This is a genomic window from Rathayibacter sp. AY1C4, from assembly GCF_002932195.1.
In the GTDB taxonomy this organism is placed as follows: domain Bacteria; phylum Actinomycetota; class Actinomycetes; order Actinomycetales; family Microbacteriaceae; genus Rathayibacter.
In genome coordinates this window covers 55,244-77,844 of the sequence record NZ_PSWE01000001.1, presented here as the reverse complement: position 1 = coordinate 77,844, position 22,601 = coordinate 55,244, and the positions used below count along the sequence as shown (strand labels likewise).

Below are 22,601 nucleotides of genomic sequence, written 5' to 3'. Positions count from 1 at the left end.
TGGGGACGACGGCTCTTTACGTTCGGGCCTGCTGCAATCCAATGCCAGGTCTTCCCCTACTTTTGTCGATGAAGCAATTCTTGTGCAGCGTATTGCATCGCCGTACCAGCCTCTTGAAGTGCCGGCGTAGGATCGGCCGCTTTGCGGTTGCAGTACGGCGGGAATGACAAAGGCGCTCGGCCCGAAAACGCCGTCAGCTTTCGTCGCCTGTTGCGCTTCCGCCCCGCCGTGCTCATTGGTACCGCCGACGGTTCCCGGCGGGATTCAATGCATTAGGCGGGTGGACCCGCCTCGCTCGTGATCAGCCCTACATGTGGGCGCAGGCTTAAGGTCAGTCAACAGATCTAGTAGTTACATTTGCGTAGATACTCATCTATTCTTCCCTCATTTATTCACAGGCTGAAGCTCGCGAACCTGTGAAGAGACGTGAATCGAGAAGAGTCATCCACTGTTATAGACGGGAATGGCCTGTTTTAGCGGGGCGACACGCCCGGGCGCGTCGCCCCGCCCTCGGAATGCTCTACAGCGGCGCGCCTATCACAGGCGTACCGTCCTTAACGACCTCGTGGTCGAGGCACATCTATCGCCCGCCGCGCCGAGGTGGAGGGCGACGTCGTGCTCGAGGACGTTCCCGTGAGCATAGATTGTGTGAGGTCGACGTGCGGCCCACGGGTCGCCCTCAGATCAGGAGGGGACAATCCCGTTCTTCCTCGAGAGCAGATGCCCAAGCGTCATTACGTCGACTCCCTTACCGATCGGGACGTCGGGAGTAAGGGTGCCACGCGCGTCGCGGGGTTCAGCAATACCTTGAACGACGTGTTTCCCGCAGCGAGGACTGAAATTCCTTCACTTATTCAAATACACAATCGTTCGGAAGTCAGTGGACCAGCGTTTTCCGCCGCTCCGTGCCGACGCGCACCATAACACGTAAGGCGACAAGCTCCTCTGAATCGACGCCGCCAATACAAAACTCAGTATCAGCTCGACGATAGTTATCTCACCATTTTCGAGAGCCGAACATGTGCGTGCTGGTCCATCCGAGTTGCAGAAACTGCAAAATGGCATAAGTGGAGAATTCCTCAGGGGCACCAATTCATGTGGTTCCGCTTACGGCCTGTGACCCGGGGATACCTCGACGTCCGATGGTCGACGGTAGTGCCGCACTAGTGCGCGGCGTCATACGCCTCAAGTATTTGCGCAGAGACGGGGCCACGGGAAGAAATATCGTAGCCGTTCTCGGCCGCCCACTCCCGTACAATTTTTAGTCCCCGCGAAGGTTCGTCTTCGGCGCGGAGCTGCTTGAAGGACCGAGCCTGACTTGTTTCGATCGACCGGACCCGCTCGACCAGTTCCTCCAACATGTCTTGCGACGAACGAGACCGCTTCGGCGTGGCATCCTGATTCGGAATCCACGACTGCTGAATTGAGCTCCACGCCGCGTCGAAAAGCGTGGCGACGGTACCGGTTGGGAACGACGCTCGAGCATGTTGCGCAATCTCGGTGAACAGGCGCAACATCTCGTCGCGATCATGGAAGCGAGCAGACTGGAAGGGCGCCAGCGGCGTGTCGACGTCCGCGCGGCTGAGGTCCATCAGCACGACAGCGACTCGCCGGTTGAGTAGCGTAGCGAGCGCGCCGCCCTCGTAGTTGATCCATGGGCGACCCTTGTTCCCGGAGGACAGCACCACGATGCCGTAGTCCGTGGAGGAGAGCTTGGCCTCGATCATCGGGATGCCGCGCTCGCCAAGCGGGATGTCCTGACTCGATACGAACGGTTCAACTTCGCCCGCGCACACACTTCCCAACGCATCTCGCAGCGCCTCGGCTACGCGCTGCTCTGCGGACCCGGACCAGCTAATGAATACCTTCATGCTCGCGACGCTACCGGATCTAGGTCTTGGTGTGTACTCCCGCGAGCGCCGCCAGCGCCGCCAGCGCTGGCCAGCATCGACGGCCTACGCCACAATGCGTCGTGGCTGCACGAAAGAGCTCGAGGTCCCATCACCCTTCGACTCGCGAGTCGAACGCACTCGACCGCCGCGGTCGAGACCGCCATTCAAGAGTAGAGATGCCTGCTCCACAGCCGGGGGTGGACTGAAGGCGAGTTCGGTGATGTGTTGAGTTGACCGCGACTAGCAACACCTGTCCGACTCGGAGAGCGGCGGCCGAGGTGATCTCTCGTAGGGAGCCGGGTCCGGGGACATGTCGGGCGGGTTGTAGAGAACCTTCGGTTGTTGGACGCGTTGTCGCCAGGCACGCCCAAGCCCACGACCCGCAGTAGTCCAGGCGCGCACTCGTTCCGGATCGCGACTCGTTTCAGGACGTCTCGGCCTGCGTCTGTAGGCGGGTTCCCGTTGCGGAACGAGTGAGTCGAATCGATCAAGGCCCGATCGGCTGTTCGTATCCAGTCGTGATCTCGGAAACGTTGTCCGGTGGTGCTGCCAGTGCGTTCGCGGTCGGGCTGCTTACGATGATGCGCTGCACACTGGCTGCTGTGCGAGGCTTCGCAGCCATCAGTCGCCCTTTGCCGAGCGGCGCGTTAGCTCTTCGTGTGCGATTCGCTGCTCTCGTCTGCTTTGAGAGGGGGTCGCTCATGGCATTGTGCTTCTGTCGGGCTCTCCTTGCCCATCAGTGCCGAGCACGCTCCCACCCCTACTTCCGCCGGTTCAGCACCTTCGTCCCCACCCCCGCGATCGCCGCGCCCACGATCGGCGCCACCAGGAACACCCACACCTGCCCGAGCGCATCCGGCCCCGCGAAGACCGCGGCAGCGATCGACCGCGCCGGGTTCACCGACGTGTTGCTCACCGGGATGCTGATCAGGTGCACGAGCGTCAGCGTGAAGCCGATGGCGAGCGGCGCGACGGCCTTGTACTCGCTCTTGGCGGTGACGGAGAGGATGACCGCGACGAAGACGGCGGTCAGGACGATCTCGGTCAGCAGGACTGCACCGAGGCCGAAGCCGCCGGGGGAGGCGGCGCCGTAGCCGTTGGAGGCGAAGCCGGAATCGCGGGCGGCGGCGAGGTAGCCGGCGGGGCCGTCGGCGGCGACGAGGAAGACCACTGCGGCTCCGACGAGTCCGCCGAGGATCTGGCTGACGATGTAGCCGGGGATGTGCTTCCACTCGGTACGGCCGGCGATGGCGAGACCGATGCTGACGGCGGGGTTGAAGTGGCCGCCGGAGATGTGGCCGACGGCGTAGATGCCGGCCATCACGGTGAGGCCGAAGGCGAGGGCGACGCCGAGGAAGCCGACTCCGAGCGCGTTGCCGGAGTCGGGGAAGGCGGAGGCGAAGACCGCGGTGCCGACGCCGCCGGCGACCAGGAGGAACGTGCCGAACGCCTCCGACGCGTAGCGCGCTCCGGCCGAGTACTGCTCGGCGTGCTCGGTGCGCTGCTCGCTCGTGGTGCGGCTGGCGGAGTGGGGGCGGGCCATGATCGTTCTCTCTCTCGGGTCGGGGGAGTGCCTGCGGGGTCACCGGGCACCGGGACACTCCAGCACCAGCCAGCCGTGCCGGAGCCGGGACGCGGAGGGCTCTCAGACTCCGTCGCTCGACCGTTCCGTGAGCGGCCTGGAGCCACTCGCTCGGCGGCCATCCCGGGCGCCCATGCACAGGCGTCCGACACCGTAGCGACCGGCCGACGCGTGCACGTCCCAGCACCGGGGACAGGCGGGAAACAGGCTCCAGGTGGCACGTGCACCGCCTCACCCACCTCCCTCTTCTCCTCCGCCCGCCTCCCTGCTACGGCGCTCGGAACCGGTTTACAAAACCGGTTCAGATGCGGCGACGAGCGAAGGAGCTCCCATGGCGGGCAGACCGACGATCCTCGACGTCGCGCGCGAGGCCGGCGTGAGCAAGGCGTTCGTCTCGTTCGCGCTCAACGACCGGCCGGGCGTCTCGCCCGACTCCCGCGAGCGGATCCTCCGCGTCGCCGCCGAGCTCGGCTATCGGCCCAGCCTCACGGCCCGCTCCCTCTCCACCAGCGTCTCCTTCGCGGTGGGCCTCGTCGTGGCGCGCGACCCGGCGGTCATCGCGGCCGACCCGTTCTTCCCCTCCTTCATCTCGGGGGTCGAGCGGGTGCTCGCCGAGCGCGGCCGCGTGCTGGTGCTCAGCGTCGTCGACCCGCCTCGACGCCATGCTGGTGCGACCTCTGGTCACGCGCCTCGTGGTCGGAGGAGAGGGCGGCCGCACCGAGCTGATCCGCAACTCCACCGACGGGGTGCGCACCACGGCGATCGGCGTCTCGGGCGGCTCCGGCACCCTGCGCGTCTACTCGCAGGACGGCGCGCTCGTGAGCGAGACGGCGCCGTCCGGAGCCGTGTCCGTGCAGCTGCCCGCGCAGGGCTTCGCGGTGCTGGTGGGCTGAGGTCGGCCCTGCTGGTCGAGTAGCCGCTACTCGATCGGCAGGGGGCGGTGAGTCCACGGAAGTCGCGGTACTCGCGTTCGAGTACCGCGACTTTTGCGTTCTCGCGGGGGCGAGGGCGGCGGGGAGGCGCGCGGCTGGGCGCGGACCATCAAATCGATGAGAGCGCTCTCTCGAAAACGCTTGACCTCTCCGCGGGGGCGTGCGTAAGCTCGCCGCACACCTCGTGAGAGCGCTCTCACATTCGCGGAACAGCACGCGTGAGAGCGCTCCCAGGGGTGCCCCACCACCATCACGAAGGAGTGACCGTGCCCTATTCACGACGCACCAGGATCGCCGCGGCGATCGCCGGCGCCTCGGCCCTCGCCCTGATCGTCACCGGATGCTCGTCGGGATCCGACGCCTCCGAGGGCGGCGAGATCGAGCTGACCGTCACCACGTTCAACGCCATGGGCTTCGACGAGCTCTACGGCGAGTACGAGGACGCCAACCCGGGGATCACCATCGTCCCGAACAACATCGACACCGGCGGCAACGCGCGGACCGACGCGTTCACGAAGCTCGCCGCCGGCTCCGGACTCGCCGACGTCGTCGCCATCGAGGAGGGCTGGCTCGGCTCCGTCATGGAGGTCTCGGACCAGTTCGTCGACCTGCGCGACCACGGCATCGAGGACCGCAAGGCCGACTGGGTCGACTGGAAGTACGAGCAGGCGACCGACCCCGATGGACGCGTCATCGGCTACGGCACCGACATCGGACCCGAGGGCCTCTGCTACAACACGGCCGCCTTCGAGGCCGCCGGCATGCCCACCGACCGCGCCGCCGTCGCCGAGATGCTCGGCGGACCGGACGCGACCTGGGACGACTACTTCGCCGCCGGCCAGAAGTACCACGACGCCACCGGCAAGGCCTGGTTCGACCACTCCGGATTCGTCTGGAACGCCATGGTCAACCAGCTGCCCGAGGGGTACTACACCTCCGACGGCGAGCTGAACGTCGAGGGCAACTCGGAGCTCGAGGAGCGCTGGGGCCAGCTGACCGACGCCACCGCCTCCGGGCTGTCGGCCGCGCAGAAGGCGTGGGACTGGAACAAGGGCAAGTCGTTCACCGACCAGACCTTCGCCACCTTCGTCTGCCCGGGCTGGATGTTCGGCACGCTGAAGAGCAACGTCGAGGCCGGCGGCGGGAACGCCGAGGCCACCGGCTGGGACTTCGCCGACGTCTTCCCCGGCGGCCCCGCCAACTGGGGCGGCTCGTTCCTCTCGGTCCCGACCCAGTCGAAGCACCCCGCTGAGGCCGCCGCGCTGGCGTCGTGGCTCAGTGAGCCGGAGCAGCAGCTGAAGGCGTTCGAGGCGGCCGGACCGTTCCCGAGCACCCTCGACGCGCAGAAGGAGCTCGCCTCGGCGGCCGCTCCCGACCCCGGCATGAACGACTCCCCGACCGGCGCGATCCTCGCGCAGCGCGCCGAGGGCGTCGTCGCCCAGTACAAGGGCCCGGACGACTCGCTGATCCAGGAGAACGTCTTCGGACCGGTCCTGCAGAAGGTCGACCGCGGCGAGATCGACGGCAAGGAGGGCTGGAACGAGGCGCTCCAGCTCCTCGGCGAACTCGTCGACTGATCCGGTCGGGCCGACGCCCGGGGGCTGACGCCTCCGGGACGACGCCCACCTGACACGGGAGGTCCGGCCGCCACCGGACCTCCCGGTCCCCGTGCGGCCGGGCCGCCCGCATCTCCGGCCGGCCCCGCCGCACGGGAGAACCGTTGCCGCCGGCCGGACCGAGACCTCTCCGGCCCCGCCGCATCCCCTCCGACTCCGACTCGACCTCGAAGAGAGCGCCATGACGAGCACACTCACCCCGCCGGCCACGGCGACGCCCCCCGCGGGGAAGCGGCGCCCGGCGCCCCGACTCCCGCTGACCTTCCGCCAGCGCGCGAGCCGCTTCGACGTGAAGGCCTCGCCCTACCTCTACATCTCGCCGTTCTTCCTGCTCTTCGCGCTCACCGGAGCGTTCCCGCTGGTCTACACGCTCGTCGTGTCGCTCTACGACTGGCAGCTGCTGCAGGGCCAGGGCGACTTCGTCGGGTTCGCCAACTTCGCGGCCGTGCTCGGCGACCGCTTCTTCTGGAACTCGATCGTCAACACGCTGAGCATCTTCCTGCTCTCCACGATCCCGCAGCTCGCCGTCGCGCTGCTGCTCGCGGCCGCCCTCGACCAGGCGCTGCGGGCCAGCACCTTCTGGCGGATGAGCGTCCTGCTGCCGTACATCGTCTCGCCGGTCGCGGTCGCGCTGATCTTCTCGAGCGTCTTCAGCGACCAGGAGGGCCTGATCAACAATCTGATCGGCCTCGTGGGCATCAGCCCGATCGAGTGGACGAACGACCGCCTCGCAAGCCACGTCGCGATCGCGACGATGGTCAACTGGCGCTGGACCGGCTACAACGCCCTCATCCTCCTCGCCGCCATGCAGGCCGTGCCGCGCGAGCTGCACGAGTCGGCCGCGATCGACGGGGCGAACGCGTTCCGCCGCTTCCGCTCGATCACGATCCCCAGCATCCGGCCGACCCTGATCTTCGTGATCATCACCGCCACCATCGGCGGCCTGCAGATCTTCGCGGAGCCGCGCCTGTTCGACGTGTCGAACGCGGGCGGCATCGGCGGCTCGGACCGGCAGTTCCAGACCACCGTCCTCTACCTCTGGGAGATGGCGTTCTTCCGCCAGAACTTCGGCGAGGCGGCCGCGATCGCGTGGCTGCTGTTCCTCCTGATCGTGCTGATCGGCCTGCTGAACTTCGCGATCTCGCGGCGGATCGCCTCCGTCGAGAACCGGATCTCGCAGCGCTCGAAGCGGCGCTCCGCCCGCCCCGCGACCGCCGACGAGATCGCCGCCGCGGACCCCCTGCTCACCACCACCGGCCTCGGCCAGAACGAGAGCGAGCGATGACCGCCCCCGCCACCTCCGCCGCCTTCCCGGTGCGCCGCGTCCGCGCCTCCCGCGCCGGCCGCGTCGACCGCCCCGGCTTCCTCACCTACGGACTGCTGAGCGCCTTCATCCTCGGCTCGACCTACCCGCTGTGGTGGTCGTTCGTCGTGGCGAGCGGCTCGAACGCGACCCGCAGCGAGACCCTGCCGCTCGTCCCGGGCGGCAACTTCCTCGCCAACGCGTCGCAGGTGCTGACGGCGATCCCGTTCTGGACGGCGCTGCTGAACAGCGTCATCGTCTCGGGGATCATCACGCTCTCGGTCGTGTCGTTCTCGACGCTCGCCGGCTACGCCTTCGCGAAGCTGCGGTTCCGCGGGCGCGACGGCCTGATGATCGGAGTGGTCGCGACCATGGCGATCCCGACGCAGCTGGGCATCATCCCGCTGTTCATCCTGATGCGGCAGCTCGGCTGGACGGGCTCGCTCGGCGCCGTGATCGTGCCGACGCTGGTCACCGCGTTCGGCGTGTTCTTCATGCGGCAGTACCTGGTCGACGTGATCCCGGACGAGCTGATCGAGGCGGCGCGCGTGGACGGAGCGAACCAGTTCCGGACGTTCCTCACCGTCGCCGTCCCGGCGGCACGACCGGCGATGGCGATCCTCGGGCTCTTCACGTTCATGATGGCGTGGACCGACTTCCTCTGGCCGCTGATCGTCCTCAGCCCCACGAACCCGACCCTGCAGACGGCGCTCGCGCAGCTGCAGTCGGGCTACTACGTCGACTACTCGATCGTGCTGGCCGGCGCCGTGCTCTCGGTGATCCCGCTGCTGGTGCTGTTCCTCCTCGCCGGACGCCAGCTCATCGCGGGCATCATGAGCGGAGCGGTGAAGGGCTGAGGCCCGGAGACTCCCGCGGGACCGGGTCGGGGGACATCGGACCGCGGGACGGGGGCCTCGGGCCCGGGGCGTGGTGCTCCGGGTCCGGGGGTCGGGGGCTGCGGTGAGGGATCGGGCAGTGCACTGGGCGGCCGGTGGGTTCGCGACCCGGCCGGTCGTCGTGCTCGGAGCATCCCGACCGCTGCCGCGCAGGATCCCCTCGATCACGCCCCGTCCGGCCCTCCTGGCCCGACCTCCCGCCGCCTAGGCTGGCGCGGAGGAGGCGACATGGAGCCGAAGGACGGGCGCGACGAGGACCCCTTGAGCGGGCCGGCGCAGCCGCGTCCGGGGGACGGGCCGACGCCGTCGGAGCAGGCGCTGCGCGCCATCCGCGACGTCGCGAATGGGGCGGATCCGATGAGCGAGGCGTTCCGGCTGTCGAACGACTTCACCGACCGGCAGGCCGAGCGCTTCCGGGGCTTCCTCGCGCGCTTCCGCCGCGGGCGCTGACGGGCGCGAGGCTCCCGGCCTCCGCCAGTGTGCGATCGATCGCCGCGCGCCGGTCGCGCCGGTGATCGCCGAGGCAGCGCCCCCGACCGCTTCGCGCCACCCCGAACGGCCTCGATCCGCGCCCTCGCAGGCCGCGGACTCACTCCGCCGGCCCGCTCCGCCGCCCCGCATCACCCCCGAATGGCCGCGATCCGCGCCCCTTCACGCCGCGGACGCCCCGCACGAGCCCACTCCTCCGGCGCTCGGCTAGCCTCGGAGGCACCCGCGAGGAAGGCCCGCATGACCCACGACACCGCCTCGGCCGCCCCGACCCTCGAAGCCGTCGCCGCGCTGGCCGGAGTCTCCCGCGCGACGGTCAGCCGGGTCGTCAACGACTCCCCGCGCGTGAAGGACGGCGCCCGGACGGCCGTGCTCGCCGCGATCGAGCAGCTCGGCTACGTGCCCAACCGCGCCGCGCGCTCCCTCGCCAGCCGCCGCACGCAGACCGTCGCGCTCGTGGTGCCGGAGTCGGCGGCGAAGGTGTTCGCGGATCCGTTCCTCGCCTCGGTCGTGCAGGGCGCCGCGATGGCCTTCGCCGGCACCGAGTACACGCTCACCATCGTGATCGCGTCCGAGGCAGCGCCCGAGAAGACGCGGCGCTACCTGCTCGGCGGCAACGTCGACGGCGCGCTCGTCGTCTCGCACCACAGCGGCGACCACTCCTACGCGCAGCTCGGCGCCTCGCTCCCCGTGGTCTTCGGCGGGCGGCCGCTGACGGAGGAGGGCGGCAGCTACTTCGTCGACGTCGACAACACCGGAGCGGCGCGCACGGTCACCGAGCACCTCCTGGGCCTCGGCCGCACGGCCCCCGCGATGATCGCGAGCCGCCAGGACATGCCCGCCGCGATCGACCGCCTGGCCGGCTGGCGCTCGGCCGTCACCGCCGCGGGCCTCGACGACTCGCTCGTCGAGTACGGCGACTACTCGCCCGAGGACGGCGCGACCGCGATGCGCCGCCTGCTCGACTCCGGCCGGCCGATCGACGCGGTCTTCGCCTCCAACGACCAGATGGCGGCGGGCGCCCTGACGGCGCTGCGCGAGCGCGGCCTCACGGTGCCGGGCGACATCGCGCTCGCGGGATTCGACGGCGACTACTTCGCCGAGGCGAGCGAGCCGCGCCTCACCACGGTGCGCCAGCCCTCCACGGGCCTCGGCGAGGCGATGGCGGACGTGCTGGTGCGCCTCCTGGCCGGCGAGGAGGTGCAGCGCGTGACGTTGCTGCCGACCGAGCTGCTGGTGCGCGGCTCCACGGTCGCGGGCGCGTGACCCCGCGCTGAGTGCGCTGACCCGTTCGCTGAGTCGCCCGGATCGGCTCCCCGCTGCGGCGTGTCGCGAGCCGATCCGGGCGACTCAGCGCGGGACGGGCTCGTCGGGGACGTCGAGCAGGTGGAAGGGACCCCGGGGGAGCGGGCCTGTGCTCCACAGCGCGACGACGGCCCAGCCGAGGTCGGCGTGGGCGACGGCGCCCTCGGGCACAGTCCGGGTGAAGAGCGCGTAGTCGATCCCGTCGAGGGGGAGGGGGCTCACGTCCCACGCGGGCCGGTCGGCGGCCAGCTCCTGGGCCCGCGCCTCCGCCGCCACCATCGCCGCTCGCGTCCGGTCCCCGGGCAGGCCGGCGGGGATCACCGAGAGGAGGAGCGAGCCGATCGCGAGCGTGGCCGTCGCGACCGGGTCGGTGACCACTCCGTGCACCGAGCCGCGCGGCCCGAGGCGGACACCGGTCAGCCGCAGCGTCCGGACCGAGTACGAGCCGCCGTCCCGCTCGGCGCGGACCGAGAGGTCGTCGACGGGCCCGTCGTCTGTCCGCCCGCTCCCGTCGACGGACCACGGATCGGAGACGGGGACCAGCGCGCGCATGCCCTCATCCGACTCCCTGCTGCGCCGGCGGTCAAGAGGCGCAGGGCCAGGACCGCCGCTGAGCTGCCCGCATCGGCTGGCAGGTCCGGCGTGTCGTGAGCAGATCCGGGCACCTCAGTGCGGAGGTGCTGAGGCCCGCAGGCGCGCCTCAGAACTCCTCGTAGTTGTAGGGCTCCGGGTCCTCGTCGATCACGGGGCGAGCGATCGTGGCGCGGTTGCTCTTGATGCGGGAGCGGATGTCCTCGACGGCGGCCTCGACGGCGCCGGTGGTCGACTCCTCGTCCTTGATGGAGACCTCGACGGGGACGGCGACGAGCTCGCTGCTCGCATCGAGCGTCATCTTCGCCTCGATGAGCTCGCCGTCCTCGGTGAACGCCGGGACCGTGACCGCTTCGGAGTGCTCCTGGCGGTCGATCGCGGTCACCAGGTCGAGGAGGGCCTCGGTCACGGCGTCGGTCGTCACGAAGCTCTTGGAGGCGTAGGTCAGCTGCTGCATGCCTCCACTCTCCCGAACGGGAGCGCCCCTCGCGCGGGGTTGCGCCTCGTCGGCCCAGCCCGTAGCGGAGGGGCAGCACGACCGGCGCGGGCGCGAGGAGTCAACCCTCTAGGCCGCGATCCGCGCGTCCGCTTCCCTGAAGGCGGGGCCTCGGGAGGAGGCGCGGGGGTCTCGGGATCCCGGGGCCCCGGCACTCGATCGGGAGGGGACCGGATGCGGCGGAGCGGCCGGGGACTCCGCGGCGACCGGGCGTTCCAGGGCGCCTTCCTGATCGGAGTCGGCCTCATGGCGGCCGTCGACGAGATCGTCTTCCACCAGATCCTCGCCTGGCACCACTTCTACGACCGCTCCACCCCGGCGATCGGCCTGCTCTCGGACGGGCTGCTGCACGCGGCCGAGCTCCTCGCGCTCGTCGGCGGCGGCTTCCTGCTCGCCGACGCCCGGCGCCGATCCGCTCTGCGTCCGCGCACGGCGTGGGCCGCGGGGCTCACGGGGGCGGGACTGTTCCAGCTGTGGGACGGAGTCGTCGACCACAAGCTGCTCCGCGTGCACCAGGTCCGCTACGACGTCGACCTGCTCCTCTACGACTCCGCCTGGATCGCCTCGGGAGCGGTGCTGCTCGCGGCGGGGCTGCTCCTCCTGCCGCGGCGACGGCGCGCGACGGCGTGACCCCGCACGCCGACCACTCCCTGCTCGACCCGGGCCTGCTGCTCCTGGTCCCGCTGGCCGCGGCGGCGGCGCTCGGAGGGGGTGCGGCGGCACTCGAGCGGCGGCGCGGACGGCCGTGGCCGCTGCACCGCACCGCCCTGCTCCTCGGCGGGCTCGCGACCGCGGCGCTCTGCTTCGCGGGTCCGCTCGCGGAGTGGTCGCAGGCGGACCCGCGCGGGGCGATGCTGACGCACCTGGTCCTCGGGATGCTCGCGCCGCTCCTCCTGGTGCTCTCGGCCCCCGTCACCCTGGCCCTGCGGGCGCTCGACGTCACGGCTGCCCGGCGGCTCTCGCGGCTGCTCCGGAGCCGCCCGGCCCGTCTCCTCGCCCACCCCGTGACGGCGCTCCTGCTCTCGACGGGCTCCCTCTGGCTCGTGCACGCGACCGGACTGCTCGCCGCCGCGCACGCCGATCCGCTGCTGCACCTCGCGCTCAGCGTGCACTTCCTCCTCAGCGGCTGCCTGATGACGGCGGCGCTCGCCGGAGTCGATCCGAACCCGCACCGCGCCCCGTTCGGCCTGCGCCTGGGGGTGCTCGGAGCGGGCATCGCCGCGCACGGGCTGCTCGCGACCGTGCTCTACGCGGAGGCTCCGGACGAGACCGGACGCCAGGCGGCGCTCCTGCTGTTCTACGGCGGCGACCTGCTCGAGACGGCGCTCGCCGTGGTCGTCTGCGCCCGGCGCTTCGCGGCGACGGCGCCCCGGCAACCCCCTCCGCCGAGCGCGCCCTGCTCCCTACGCTCGGACGCATGCTCCTCATCTTCGGGACCCGAGCCGTCGAGGACCTCCTCCGCACGCTCGTCTTCGTCTGCCGCGTCTGCGGGCAGCGCGACGAGCAGCGGATCCTCCGCCGCCGGACGCGCCTCTCGCTCTTCTTCGTCCCCGTCCTGACCGTCTCGACCCGCTACCTGCTCGAGTGCTCGCACTGCGGCACCGTGTCCCCGATCAGCAAGGAGGAGGCGCAGGGCTCCGTCCGCTGGGCCGGCAACTCCGACCAGTGACCGCCCCGAGCGGGAGGCTCCCGCGGTGCGCTCAGCGCACCGGAGCCGGCACCGCCGCGGGACGCGCGGCGACCGCGGCCGCGCGCCGCGTCGCCCAATTGTTGAGCAGCAGCGCCGTCACGACGATGGCCGCGCCGAGCAGGGCGACGGGCCCCGGCCGGTAGCCGCCCGCCATGCTGATCGCGAAGGTCGTCACCGGGACGAGGTTCTGGAAGAGCGTGCCGTTGAGGGCGCCGAGCAGCTTGATGCCCGTGTTCCACAGCAGCACGGCGACGACGCCGGCCAGGAGGATCAGGTAGGCCAGCTGCGGCCAGGCCGCGAGCACCTCGGCACCGGTCGGCGGGCGCGCGGAGCCGGTGGCTGTCGCCACGGCGACCGCGACGGCGATCGAGGGGCAGCCGAGCGCGGTGGTGAGCGTCGAGTACCGCAGCGCCGACCAGCCGGGGAAGGCCGCGGCTCCGCGCGTGTAGACGACCCAGCAGATCGCGCCGAGCAGGGCGAGCAGCTCGCCGAACCCCAGCTCGCCGTCGAGGAGGAGGGCGACGTCGCCGCGGGTGACGACGAGCGCGACTCCGGCGAGCGCGAGCAGGATGCAGCCGACGGTGGCGGCCGGCGGCAGGCGACGCGCGCCGATGCTCGCGAGCACCGCGCCGATCGCGGGCATCATCCCCATCATCAGGCTGACGTTCGGGGCCGAGGTGAACCGCAGAGCCGTGAAGGCGAGCAGTCCGAAGCCGGCGAATCCGGAGGCGCCGAGCAGCGCCAGCCGCCACCCGCGGCCGTCGAGCCGGAAGGCGCGGAGCCCCTCCGCCCGGGCGAGCAGCAGGGCGAGGACGACCGCGGCGGCGGTGTAGCGGATGAGAGTCATGAAGAAGGAGTCGACCGTCGCCGCGATGCTGTCCGCGACCGGCAGCATGCCGCCCCAGAGGATCGGCGGGATCAGGCAGAAGAGCAGACCTCGCGACCGCATGGCGCCCCTGACCCGTCGGGTGCGGCCGCCCCGGGCGGGGGCCGTCGCTCGATGGTGGACCCCGGCGGCTCGGCGCACAAGAGCGCCGCCGACCCCCGAACGGCCCGCCGCGGGGCCGAGCGGAGAGGGGTGCGCCGGGTGTGGAGGAGGCTCAGCGAGGCGAGGGATCAACTACGACGAAGACAAAGAAGCCGCAAGGCCCTTGTACAGCCCCTTTAGGGTGACAAATTTTGCTTGCTTCCATCATCTCCGTGCCCCTAGGTTGATCGCAGCACCCCCCGATGCTGTCCTCTGTCAGGCCCTGCTCCGATCCCCCCGTCGGACGCCGTTCCTCACTCGGGTCGCGCCCACCCCGGCGACGACCTCCGTTCCGCGCGGGCGCTCATCAGCGCACATCGGCCCCCGGCCGCGGAGAGGAACAGTCATGAGCACACAGCCCGGCCACGGCGCGGACGAGCCGACGGCTCCCCGTCGCCGGGCGACCTGGGAGGCGCACGACGAGACGGCCTCGCGCCCGCTCTCGGGACGCCGTGCCGCCCGCCCCGGGCGCGAGCGGGTCTCCGCTCCGCGCCGCCTCGCGTCCGCGACGCCTGCCGGAGCGGTGACGGTCCCCGCCGCCCCGACCGCGGTGCTGGAGCGTCCGGCCGCCCCGCCCGCAGTGGTCGAGCGACCGGCCGGCGCGACCGTTGTCCTGGAGCGTCGGGCCGCGATGGTCGAGGGTCCGGCCGCGCCGACCGCCGTGGTCGAGCGTCCGTCCGCCGTGACCGCGCTCCTGGAGCGTCCGTCCGCCGCGACCGCGCTCCTGGAGCGTCCGGCTGCGCCGACCGCGCTGCTCGAGCGTCCGCCGGCCCCCGCCGCGGTCCTCGAGCGCACCGTGCTCCCCGCCGTCGACGCCGACCGGCTCCCTCCGGCATCCACTCCGATCCGCGGCACGCGCCCCCGCAGCGGCCGCCGCGCCTCGTCGCGCATCGGCGACCTGGTCGCCGCCCTCCCCGCCCACAACGAGGAGGCCGGGATCGCCGCGGCGATTGAGGGCCTGCGCCGGCAGACCTGGCCGCCGGACCGGATCGTCGTCATCGCCGACAACTGCACCGACGCCACGGTCGAGATCGCTCTCGCGCACGGCGCCGAGGTGTTCGTCACCGTCGGGAACAGCCACAAGAAGGCGGGCGGCCTGAACCAGTTCCTCGCCGAGGTCCTCCCGGGGTTGCAGGACGACGACCTGGTGCTCGTGCAGGACGCCGACTCCGCGCTCGACCCCGGGTTCCTCGAGATCGCCCGCGGCAGGCTGCACGGCGGCATCGGCGCGGTCGGAGGAGTGTTCCGCGGCGGCGAGGGCGGCGGCTTCGTCGGCCACCTCCAGCGCAATGAGTACGCGCGCTACGCCCGCGACGTGCGCCGGCTGAACGGGAAGTGCCTCGTCGTCACGGGCACCGCGGCCGTGCTCCAGGTCGCCGTGATGCGCCGCATCAGCGCGGCCCGCCTGGCCGGCTCCCTCCCCTCCGGAGACGGCATCGGCGGCATCTACGACACCACCGTCCTCACCGAGGACAACGAGCTCACGTTCGCGATCCGCCACCTCGGCTACGACGTGCTGAGCCCCGCCGGCTGCACCCTCGTCACCGAGGTCATGCCGACCTGGGGAGACCTCTGGCGTCAGCGCCTGCGCTGGAAGCGCGGAGCGGTCGAGAACTGCGTGCAGTACGGCTTCACGCGGGTCACGGCTCCCTACTGGGGGCGCCAGCTGCTCACGATGCTCGGCTGCATCATCACCTACGTCTACCTGGCCACGATCGTCTACGCCGTCGGCTGGGGCGAGCTGAGCCTCCAGCCGTTCTGGCTGGCCGTCACCGCGATCTTCGTCGTCGAGCGGATCGTGACGGTCCGCGACCGCGGCTGGCGGTACATGCTCGCCGCCGCGTCGATGTACGAGCTCGTCGTCGACCTGTTCCTGCAGGTCGTCCACACCAAGGCCTACCTGGATGCGCTGACACGCCGTCGGCGCGACTGGTGAAACAGAGAGAGAGACATGTACAACCACATCGGAACAGCCGCCGGAGCCGGAGTCGGTGCCGGAACGCTCGCCATGACCGGGTTCGACTCGGTCTGGCTGGCACTCGCGGCCTTCGCCCTCATCGCTGCGGGGACCGCCGTCCTGCGCATCGCTCCTCGCCGCAAGCGCGAGGTCTGAGACACGGTGGCGGGCGGGGGACAGCCCGCGCCCGTCACCGTCCCACGACCGCCGTCGCCGCGGAGGTCCGGCTCGCGGTGGTGTACCCGGTCTTCGTCCCGGTGACGGTCAGCGTGATCCGCTTCCCCGCCTGAGCCTTCGTGAGCGTGAACCGCGGCGACGTCGCTCCCGCGATGGCCGCGCCGTCCGCCTTCCACCGGTAGGTGAGGTTGACGGGGGTCGGCGTCCACGGACCCGGGGCTGCCGTGAGCACCGCTCCGACCCGGGCCGTGCCCGTGACGGTCGGCGTCGCGGCGCCGAGGGTGCCGGCGGCGACCGGTGCGGTCGGCTGCGAGGTCGTCGGGCCGGAGCCGTCGGCGGCGCTCACTGTCACGGTCACCCGCTTGCCGACCGCGGAGGAGGGGACCACGAGATCCGGACCCGTCACTCCCGCGATGTCGACGCCTCCCGCCGCCCAGCGGTGCACGAGCGGTTCCGTCCGGCCGGCGGAGGAGGACAGGGTCGCGCCCACCGCGGCGGTCCCGACGACGACCGGAGCCGGCGCAGCGTCGGACCGGTAGACCGCGACGTGGTCGACGAGCATCGTCCCGCCGGAGCTCTTCGGAGCGGCTGCACTGTCGCACCCGCACACCCCGTTCGGCAGCCCGCCCCCGATGGCGAGGTTCAGGATCAGCAGCACGTCGTTCGGGACCGCGGCCTGCCACGCGGCCGTCCCCACCTCCGACTCCCGCACCACGTGCCGGGTGACGCCGTCGACGAGGAACTCCACGCGCTCGTCGCCGGGCACGGTCCGGTCGAGCAGGGCGGAGTAGCGGTGGAACCCGGTCACGCAGGACGCGCAGTCCAGCATCCCGCTCGTCCGGCCGGCGGGCTCGTCGCAGGGGCCGCCGTCCGGCGCTCCGCAGTGCAGCGTCTGGATCACCTGGGCGGTGCCGTTGACGGCCTCGAGCATGTCGAACTCGCCGGTCGCCGGCCAGTCGATGACGGCGTTCGCGTCCCGCCCGAGAGCCCAGAAGGCGGGCCAGTAGCCGGTGGCCTGCGCGACGTCCGGCAGCTGGATCGAGGCGGTCATCAGCAGTCGGCCGCCCGCCGGCGCCGAGAACGACTTGTCGGCGGTGACGATCCGCCCGGACGTCCAGGCTCCGGCGGAGTCGCGGAGGGCGCGGATGCCCAGAGCGCCGCCGCCCGTGAGGAAGACGTTCGCCGTCGACGCGGTCGTCCGGTCGACCGCCCCGGTGCCCCAGGTGCCGACCTCGTGCTCCCACTGACTCCCGACCGGCGCCCCCGCCGGCCCGGTGAAGTCGTCGCGCAGGAGCGTGGTCCAGCCCGGGGCGTCGGCGGGCGCCGCCGTGACGGCCTGGCCGGCGGACGAGGCGGTCGGAGTCGCGGACGCCGGTGCGAGGGCGGCGACCGCCTGCGGGGGTGTCGCCGCGAGCACTCCGAGGCATAGGGCCGCGAGGGCGAGGGCGAGTCGCGGCCGGTCGAGGAGTCGTGAAGGCATGGCGAGTCCTCTGCGTCGAAGGGGCGCGCAGCTGCACGCGCCTCGACGCTAGTGAGGAGTACTCGCTCTCCCCCCACCCTCTGGGCGGGGTGATCTCCGGCACGAAAGCTCACGACCGGGCTCGGCCGGGCCGGGTCCAGGGTGCTGGCAGAGGGGCGGCCGCCGTAGCCTCCGATCGCCCGTTCGAAGGAGAACACCATGCACCGTCGTCTCACGGCCACGCTCGCCGCGATCGCCCTCGCCCTCGGAGGGGCCGTCGCCGTCGCGACCCCCGCCTCCGCCGGGCAGCTCGTCTACCAGAACGGCGGCCCGGGCAACTGCTACGAGGTCCGCTCGCAGCGCGACTCCCTGGGTCGCGCGCAGGTCACGGTGTGGTGGCACTGCGACCAGGCGAGCAACGTCAAGGTCATCTGGAGGAACGGCCCGGACAGCGGCTGCAACAAGATGAGCGTCATCAACCGCAAGTTCAGCGACAGCTCGGGCGTCGCGTCCCGCTTCGACCGCCTCGTCTCCTGCTGACCCGGTCGGGCTGCCCCTGATCCCTTCCGCGGGACGCCACCTCGGTACTCGGCACGCCGCACGAGGCGTACCCGAGCGGCTTCCCGCGGGAGGGGACGGCGGCGGCCCCGCTCAGTGCTCGGCGCGCCCCGAATCCTCGATGAGGCGCACCTTCACGTTCACGGCGAGCGGCCCCGAGACCGACGGGTCGGCGGCGAGCAGCGCGTGCATCCGCTCGCCCACCAGCCGGAGCGTCTCGGGGGCCGGCAGTGCGGCGGACGCGGCGATGTGCGCGCTCACCGTGGTGAACCCCTCCGACCGGTCGATGTCGACCAGCACGTCGGGCTGACGCAGGTCCAGTTTCACGGCGAGCGCGTCGGCCGCGGCCTCGACGATCGGCTGGGCGGGATAGACCCCCGCGACGCCCTCGATGTCGCGGATCTCGGCGGTCAGCCGCTGCGAGAGCTCGGTGTCGTCGGTCATTCCCGCTCCTCCCGGTGGGGGTACACGTCGTCGACGGTCACGTCGATCGCGCCGACGGTCAGCTCGGTGTGGCGCTCGAGGGCGTAGCGGATGCGCTCGCGCAGGCGGTCGGCGGCCACGGCGACCGGCAGGCCGAACTCGAGGGCGCAGGTCACGTCGATTCGAACCACGGCGCCGGGAGCCGAGACGTCGCCGTCGAGGGTGCAGCGGCCCATGATGACGCCGCCCATCGTGTCGCCGGCGCGGCGGATCATCCCGCGCACGGCCGCCTCGGTGAGCGCCAGGCGGAGGGTCGGGTCGGGGTGGCGGACGGGGATGTCGCGGCCGGAGCGCACCTCGGAGCGGATCGCGTCGAGCAGGCCTGCGATCCAGACCTCGTCGCGGTCGGGCTCGCGGTCGGCCTCCTGCCGCAGCGCCCGCGCCGAGAGCTCGGTGAGGCGGGTGAGGTTCGCGAGTGCGAGCCGGCACGCGGCGGAGTTCTCGATCGAGGGGTCGCGCGGCTCGCGGCCGCGGTCGAGGTACTCGCCCAGCTCCTCGAGCGTGTGGCCGTCGAGGTCGTCCTCGGGCACAGCGGCGTCGTCGGTCATCGCCATGCCTCCAATTCGTGGAGCAGGAATCGACGGGCCCGGGCGAGGATGCCGCGGACCGTCGAGACGGGGAGTTCGAGAGCGTCGGCGATCTCCTGGTAGCTGTAGCCGGCGGTCTCGCGGAGTAGCCAACAGCGTCGCTGATCAGCAGGCAATCGGTCCAGCGCTTCCCAGACCGCGTCCAGCTGGAGTCGCGCCTCGACGATGCGCTCGGGGGAGTGCTCGGGCGGCGCGGGCGGATCCCAGTCGTCGATGTCGTCGTGGCGGCGGCGGACGCGGATCCGGTCGATCGCCTTGTGGGTGACGATGCGCATCAGCCAGTTGCGGATGTGCGCCGGGCTGTCGAGATCGGCCAGACGCCGCCAGCCGGTGAGGAACGCCTCCTGCACCACGTCCTCGGACTCCGCCTCGGAGCCGAGGAGCTTCGCGGCGTAGACGCGCATGAGGGCGCCATGGCGGCGGGCGAGCTGCTCGAACGCCTGCACGTCGCCGTCGACGGCGCGCGCGGCGAGGGTCGCGTCGGACGCGTTCAGGAGGGGGTCGTCGTCGATGAGCGCCTCCTCCGCGGTCCCGCGCGCGGTGCCCCCGCGCGCCGATGCCCTCAGTGTGGGGCGCCGTCCGGCATGACTACCAGCCTTGACAACGGGTCGCCGAATCCGCTGGCCGGATTGCGAGTGCCGCCGATGGGGGACGTCTCGAGACGGGATTCGTGACATTCCGGCTCCTCGACACGTCTTGATTCCGTACCCCTCGTGCATCCCCCCGAGCGCACGGACCCCGAACCCGGAAGAAGTCCCCCATGCACTGCTCCCTCCGCCGCCGCCCCGGGCGGACGTCATGAGCGAGTCGACCTTCACCCTCGGCAGCCCGTTCGCGGGCGACGAGCGGGCCGACCGGCGCTACGAAGCCTCCGGCGACGATCCGTCCGCCGCGTCCGCCGTCTACTCCGAGGCGTACGGCGGAGGCGAGTTCCGCGTCGCTCCGTCGCAGCGCGGCTTCTCCTACCGCTACGCCGTCCGCGGCAGCGACCGGGTGACCCTGCGCACCTCCGACTGCTCCGGCGCCCTCACCGGCCAGGTCCCCCACCTGAAGGAGTACGTCGTCGGCTGGTTCCGCGCCGGAGGCGGACGCCTGAACCTGCCGCCGTTCACCCGGACCGGCGCGCTCTCGGCCCCGTTCCTGTTCCCCGCGGAGCGCCAGTTCGGGCTCGAGTTCGAGCCGCACCGGCAGAACCTCATCCACTTCGCCCCCGGGTTCCTCGAGGACGTCGCGACCGAGACGCACGCCGGCCCCCGCCAGCCCGTCTCCTTCGACCACGGGGCGGACGCCGACCCCGGCGTCCTCGCCCGCTGGCGCGCCGCGGTGACGGAGGCGAGCGCCGCGCTCGCGACGGCCGCGATCACTCCGCTCGTGCGCTTCACCGCCGAGCTCGACCTCGCCCGCGTGCTGCTCCTGCTGTTCCCGTGGCGCGCGTGGGACGTGCCGGCCGTGCTGCGGCGCCCGTCCGCCTCCCGCACCCGGGTGGCGCTCGACTTCCTCCAGCACCACGCCCACGAGCCGATCACCCCGGCAGACGCCGCCCGCGCGGCCGGTCTGCACACCCGCACACTGCAGCAGGCGACGAAGCGGCACCTCGGGGTGTCGCCGTCGGTCTACCTGCGCGACGTGCGCCTGGACCGCGCCCACTCCGACCTGGTCGCCGGCGACCCCTGCTCGACCACTGTCGCCGCGGTCGCCCGCGAGTGGGGCTTCGGCAACCTCGGCCGCTTCGCGAGCGCGTACCAGGTGCGCTTCGACGAGAAGCCGAGCCACACGCTGCGCCGCTGACGCGCAGCCCCTGCGTGCCCGAGGGCCCGGACCGTCTCACGGCGGTGCCGGGCCCTCGTCGTCTCCGGGTGCGTCCCGAGGGGCCGTTTCGGAAACCGGTTCCACGGCTAGCCGGGCGTTCGTGCCGCTCGGCCGACCGGCCGCGTCCGAGAAGGCCGCCGAGGTCATCGGCCTCCTCGTTTCGGATGCCGCCGCCTCGGTCCCGGGCGCGGAGATGGTGGCCGACGGCGGCACGGCCCGCACGGTCTGAGGCCGCCCAGCCGCTCCGGCCTCCTCGTGAGCGGTTGCTCATCGACGTCGCCAGATGAGGCGCCACACGAGAACGAGTCACCGAAGATCGCCTCACCTCTCCTCAGCACCAGACCCTCATCGCCGACGCCGACCCTCGAGGGCGTACATCCGGTCGATGCAGCGCCGTCCCCAGAACCGTGTTTGGTGGGTGGAGCCGTCGCGATAGCGACGGAAGCAGTGGTGGCGTTCTGCCGGGCAACGCTCGCCTACGACACCTGGATCGGCGAGCTCTACCCGTTCGCGGGCCAGTAGTGGCCTACAGGACGTTGGACCCTGCGAGCGTGCCCTGCATGAGCATCACAGGCGCTACGACCATCCGAGACGGTGATGGCGCGTTCACGATGCGCATCCTTCTCCCCACGGACGCGGGGGAGTACCCCATGTACGTCACCGCACAGCGGAGAGCGCTCCCTGGGCCGTCACTTCGACGCGCTCACCTGGCCCTGCAGTCGGGCTCCGCACAGCTGCAGGCACTCGCGCCGTGGCCCGAGGGCCTGCCGGTTCATGCGCTGGCTGGCGACACCGCGCTGACCATCCCCCGCGCAGGCTTCCTCGGACTCTCGTTCAGCTCCGAGGACGTCCGCATGGGCGACCTCGTCGTGGGCGATGACTCGGCAACGGACGGCTCGACGACGCAGGACTACGCGCGCTGCCGGTACACCATGAGCGCGGTGCACGGGATCGGGGAGGACCTCCTCACTGGCATGAGGCTCATCACGAAGGACGAAGCGGGCCGCAACCTCTTCGAGCTGGCAGGCGTCGTGAGCGATACGGCGACTTCATCGCCGTGCTTCCACGGCGCGCTGATGCGCACCCAGAAGCTCGTCGTCGCCATGCAGAGCTACGTGATCGACGACATCGATGCACGCGCTCGCGAGGTTCCCGACTTCGTCGGATCGACCGCGCTCGTGCGGCTCGATCCGTGGTCGGACCCCCGGATCGTTGCCGAGGCCGGCCCGACCGAGAGCTTCATCACCGGGTGCAGCGCCGAGTCGACCCTCCATCCCGAAGCCCTCTCGTGCGCAACGAGCGCGAAGTGCATCGCGTCGCCCGACGGCGCCGAGGCGCTCTGCCCGTCGGTCGACGTGCAAAGCTGGAGCCGCGCCCGGGTCGAGAGGAGCGAGTACGACTTCGAGTCGCCCGACCTGCGACCGTTCCGGCTCCGCCTCCTGGACGGCTCGAGTTGCGCGTTCTCCACAGGGGCGGGCCCCTTCCCGCCGGAGGGATTCGAGACCTGGGCCGGCGGCTGCAGGCGGACGGACGGCGAGTACGACGTGCTGTGGTCGGACCCGATCGACGACGTCGACACGAGGCTTCTCGACTGGCTGTTCCTAACGGAGGATCCCGACGGCTACCTGCGCGTCGGTGTCCGCCCCGAGAACGAGCCGGTCGAGTACGTCGGAGTCGAGACGATCTACTACTGACGACCTCTTTCCGATCGCACCAAATCCCCTCGCGGCTGCACGCTCGCTGATCGGCGGT

24 protein-coding genes and 1 pseudogene are annotated in these 22,601 nt (G+C 71.4%); 16 read left to right on the top strand and 9 right to left on the bottom strand.

Going from position 1 to position 22,601, the window contains the following annotated elements; all coding sequences use genetic code 11:
- Nucleotides 1-1,163: 1,163 nt before the first annotated feature.
- Nucleotides 1,164-1,871 carry a histone-like nucleoid-structuring protein Lsr2 gene (locus tag C5C99_RS00370; RefSeq protein ID WP_104339415.1) on the bottom strand — a complete coding sequence of 236 codons (708 nt, stop codon included), beginning with the start codon at nucleotides 1,869-1,871 and terminating at the stop codon, nucleotides 1,164-1,166.
- Between the two features lie 781 nt (nucleotides 1,872-2,652).
- On the bottom strand, nucleotides 2,653-3,435 hold the full coding sequence (gene aqpZ, locus C5C99_RS00365; RefSeq protein ID WP_104339414.1) for an aquaporin Z: 783 nt from the start codon (nucleotides 3,433-3,435) through the stop codon (nucleotides 2,653-2,655).
- Between the two features lie 370 nt (nucleotides 3,436-3,805).
- Between aqpZ and C5C99_RS17385 the strand changes: the two are divergent.
- The 7 genes and pseudogenes from C5C99_RS17385 to C5C99_RS00335 form a co-directional block, all read left to right on the top strand.
- Nucleotides 3,806-3,946 (top strand): annotated as a pseudogene (locus tag C5C99_RS17385) (LacI family DNA-binding transcriptional regulator); the annotation flags it as partial.
- Between the two features lie 190 nt (nucleotides 3,947-4,136).
- Nucleotides 4,137-4,367 carry a hypothetical protein gene (locus C5C99_RS17380; RefSeq protein ID WP_258063257.1) on the top strand — a complete coding sequence of 77 codons (231 nt, stop codon included), beginning with the start codon at nucleotides 4,137-4,139 and terminating at the stop codon, nucleotides 4,365-4,367.
- 305 nt (nucleotides 4,368-4,672) lie between these two features.
- The gene (locus C5C99_RS00355) at nucleotides 4,673-5,983 is read left to right on the top strand and encodes an ABC transporter substrate-binding protein (RefSeq protein WP_104339412.1); all 1,311 of its coding nucleotides are present in this window, start codon (nucleotides 4,673-4,675) and stop codon (nucleotides 5,981-5,983) included.
- Between the two features lie 220 nt (nucleotides 5,984-6,203).
- Entirely contained in the window at nucleotides 6,204-7,307 is a 1,104-nt protein-coding gene (locus C5C99_RS00350; RefSeq protein WP_104225835.1) for a carbohydrate ABC transporter permease, read from the top strand.
- Nucleotides 7,304-8,182 (top strand): carbohydrate ABC transporter permease, encoded by an 879-nt coding sequence (locus C5C99_RS00345; RefSeq protein WP_104223961.1) that lies wholly within the window; start codon nucleotides 7,304-7,306, stop codon nucleotides 8,180-8,182. Before C5C99_RS00350 ends, C5C99_RS00345 begins: the two co-directional genes overlap by 4 nt.
- A 267-nt stretch (nucleotides 8,183-8,449) precedes the next feature.
- Nucleotides 8,450-8,671 (top strand): hypothetical protein, encoded by a 222-nt coding sequence (locus C5C99_RS00340; protein WP_104339411.1) that lies wholly within the window; start codon nucleotides 8,450-8,452, stop codon nucleotides 8,669-8,671.
- Between the two features lie 279 nt (nucleotides 8,672-8,950).
- Nucleotides 8,951-9,976 carry a LacI family DNA-binding transcriptional regulator gene (locus tag C5C99_RS00335; RefSeq protein ID WP_104288013.1) on the top strand — a complete coding sequence of 342 codons (1,026 nt, stop codon included), beginning with the start codon at nucleotides 8,951-8,953 and terminating at the stop codon, nucleotides 9,974-9,976.
- Between the two features lie 84 nt (nucleotides 9,977-10,060).
- On the opposite strand, the gene C5C99_RS00330 is transcribed toward C5C99_RS00335, so the two are convergent.
- On the bottom strand, nucleotides 10,061-10,567 hold the full coding sequence (locus C5C99_RS00330; RefSeq protein ID WP_104339410.1) for a hypothetical protein: 507 nt from the start codon (nucleotides 10,565-10,567) through the stop codon (nucleotides 10,061-10,063).
- A gap of 148 nt (nucleotides 10,568-10,715) precedes the next feature.
- The gene (locus C5C99_RS00325) at nucleotides 10,716-11,063 is read right to left on the bottom strand and encodes a hypothetical protein (protein ID WP_104223965.1); all 348 of its coding nucleotides are present in this window, start codon (nucleotides 11,061-11,063) and stop codon (nucleotides 10,716-10,718) included.
- A 213-nt stretch (nucleotides 11,064-11,276) separates the two neighbouring features.
- On the opposite strand from C5C99_RS00325, the gene C5C99_RS00320 reads away from it, so the two are divergent.
- From C5C99_RS00320 to C5C99_RS17655, 3 genes are read left to right on the top strand one after another with little or no spacing between them, the layout of a single operon-like run.
- Complete coding sequence (locus tag C5C99_RS00320; protein ID WP_104223966.1) at nucleotides 11,277-11,732, top strand: DUF2243 domain-containing protein; 456 nt, start codon at nucleotides 11,277-11,279, stop codon at nucleotides 11,730-11,732.
- Nucleotides 11,729-12,661: a cytochrome c oxidase assembly protein gene (locus tag C5C99_RS00315; protein ID WP_104339409.1), complete on the top strand. Its 933-nt coding sequence runs from the start codon at nucleotides 11,729-11,731 to the stop codon at nucleotides 12,659-12,661. Before C5C99_RS00320 ends, C5C99_RS00315 begins: the two co-directional genes overlap by 4 nt.
- A complete protein-coding gene (locus C5C99_RS17655; RefSeq protein ID WP_374953265.1) occupies nucleotides 12,613-12,771 on the top strand; it encodes a hypothetical protein in 159 nt (52 codons plus the stop codon). Before C5C99_RS00315 ends, C5C99_RS17655 begins: the two co-directional genes overlap by 49 nt.
- 31 nt (nucleotides 12,772-12,802) lie before the next feature.
- On the opposite strand, the gene C5C99_RS00305 is transcribed toward C5C99_RS17655, so the two are convergent.
- The gene (locus tag C5C99_RS00305) at nucleotides 12,803-13,741 is read right to left on the bottom strand and encodes a DMT family transporter (RefSeq protein ID WP_104260538.1); all 939 of its coding nucleotides are present in this window, start codon (nucleotides 13,739-13,741) and stop codon (nucleotides 12,803-12,805) included.
- A gap of 424 nt (nucleotides 13,742-14,165) precedes the next feature.
- Between C5C99_RS00305 and C5C99_RS00300 the strand changes: the two genes are divergently transcribed.
- Entirely contained in the window at nucleotides 14,166-15,755 is a 1,590-nt protein-coding gene (locus tag C5C99_RS00300; protein ID WP_258063573.1) for a glycosyltransferase family 2 protein, read from the top strand.
- Between the two features lie 15 nt (nucleotides 15,756-15,770).
- Nucleotides 15,771-15,932, top strand: a complete 162-nt coding sequence (locus C5C99_RS16935) for a hypothetical protein (RefSeq protein ID WP_167305255.1) — start codon at nucleotides 15,771-15,773, stop codon at nucleotides 15,930-15,932.
- 34 nt (nucleotides 15,933-15,966) lie between these two features.
- Here C5C99_RS16935 and C5C99_RS00295 read toward each other — a convergent pair whose 3' ends face one another.
- Nucleotides 15,967-17,433: a family 16 glycosylhydrolase gene (locus tag C5C99_RS00295; RefSeq protein WP_146085446.1), complete on the bottom strand. Its 1,467-nt coding sequence runs from the start codon at nucleotides 17,431-17,433 to the stop codon at nucleotides 15,967-15,969.
- A gap of 198 nt (nucleotides 17,434-17,631) precedes the next feature.
- Here C5C99_RS00295 and C5C99_RS00290 point away from each other — a divergent pair, with 198 nt between their 5' ends.
- Nucleotides 17,632-17,952, top strand: coding sequence for a hypothetical protein (locus C5C99_RS00290; protein ID WP_104255207.1), 321 nt, complete (start codon nucleotides 17,632-17,634; stop codon nucleotides 17,950-17,952).
- A gap of 111 nt (nucleotides 17,953-18,063) precedes the next feature.
- Here the strand turns inward: C5C99_RS00290 and C5C99_RS00285 are convergent, their stop codons facing one another.
- From C5C99_RS00285 to C5C99_RS00275, 3 genes are read right to left on the bottom strand one after another with little or no spacing between them, the layout of a single operon-like run.
- Nucleotides 18,064-18,414, bottom strand: a complete 351-nt coding sequence (locus tag C5C99_RS00285) for a hypothetical protein (RefSeq protein WP_104223972.1) — start codon at nucleotides 18,412-18,414, stop codon at nucleotides 18,064-18,066.
- Entirely contained in the window at nucleotides 18,411-19,007 is a 597-nt protein-coding gene (locus C5C99_RS00280; protein WP_104223973.1) for an Asp23/Gls24 family envelope stress response protein, read from the bottom strand. The genes C5C99_RS00285 and C5C99_RS00280 overlap by 4 nt, the downstream gene beginning before the upstream one ends.
- A complete protein-coding gene (locus C5C99_RS00275; protein ID WP_258063572.1) occupies nucleotides 18,998-19,486 on the bottom strand; it encodes an RNA polymerase sigma factor in 489 nt (162 codons plus the stop codon). The genes C5C99_RS00280 and C5C99_RS00275 overlap by 10 nt, the downstream gene beginning before the upstream one ends.
- Before the next feature lie 352 nt (nucleotides 19,487-19,838).
- Between C5C99_RS00275 and C5C99_RS00270 the strand changes: the two genes are divergently transcribed.
- The 3 genes from C5C99_RS00270 (at nucleotide 19,839) to C5C99_RS00265 (ending at nucleotide 22,543) form a co-directional block, all read left to right on the top strand.
- Nucleotides 19,839-20,828 (top strand): helix-turn-helix transcriptional regulator, encoded by a 990-nt coding sequence (locus C5C99_RS00270; protein ID WP_104247226.1) that lies wholly within the window; start codon nucleotides 19,839-19,841, stop codon nucleotides 20,826-20,828.
- Between the two features lie 121 nt (nucleotides 20,829-20,949).
- Complete coding sequence (locus C5C99_RS17375; protein ID WP_258063571.1) at nucleotides 20,950-21,078, top strand: hypothetical protein; 129 nt, start codon at nucleotides 20,950-20,952, stop codon at nucleotides 21,076-21,078.
- 421 nt (nucleotides 21,079-21,499) lie between these two features.
- The gene (locus tag C5C99_RS00265) at nucleotides 21,500-22,543 is read left to right on the top strand and encodes a hypothetical protein (RefSeq protein WP_146085445.1); all 1,044 of its coding nucleotides are present in this window, start codon (nucleotides 21,500-21,502) and stop codon (nucleotides 22,541-22,543) included.
- Nucleotides 22,544-22,601 lie beyond the last annotated feature (58 nt).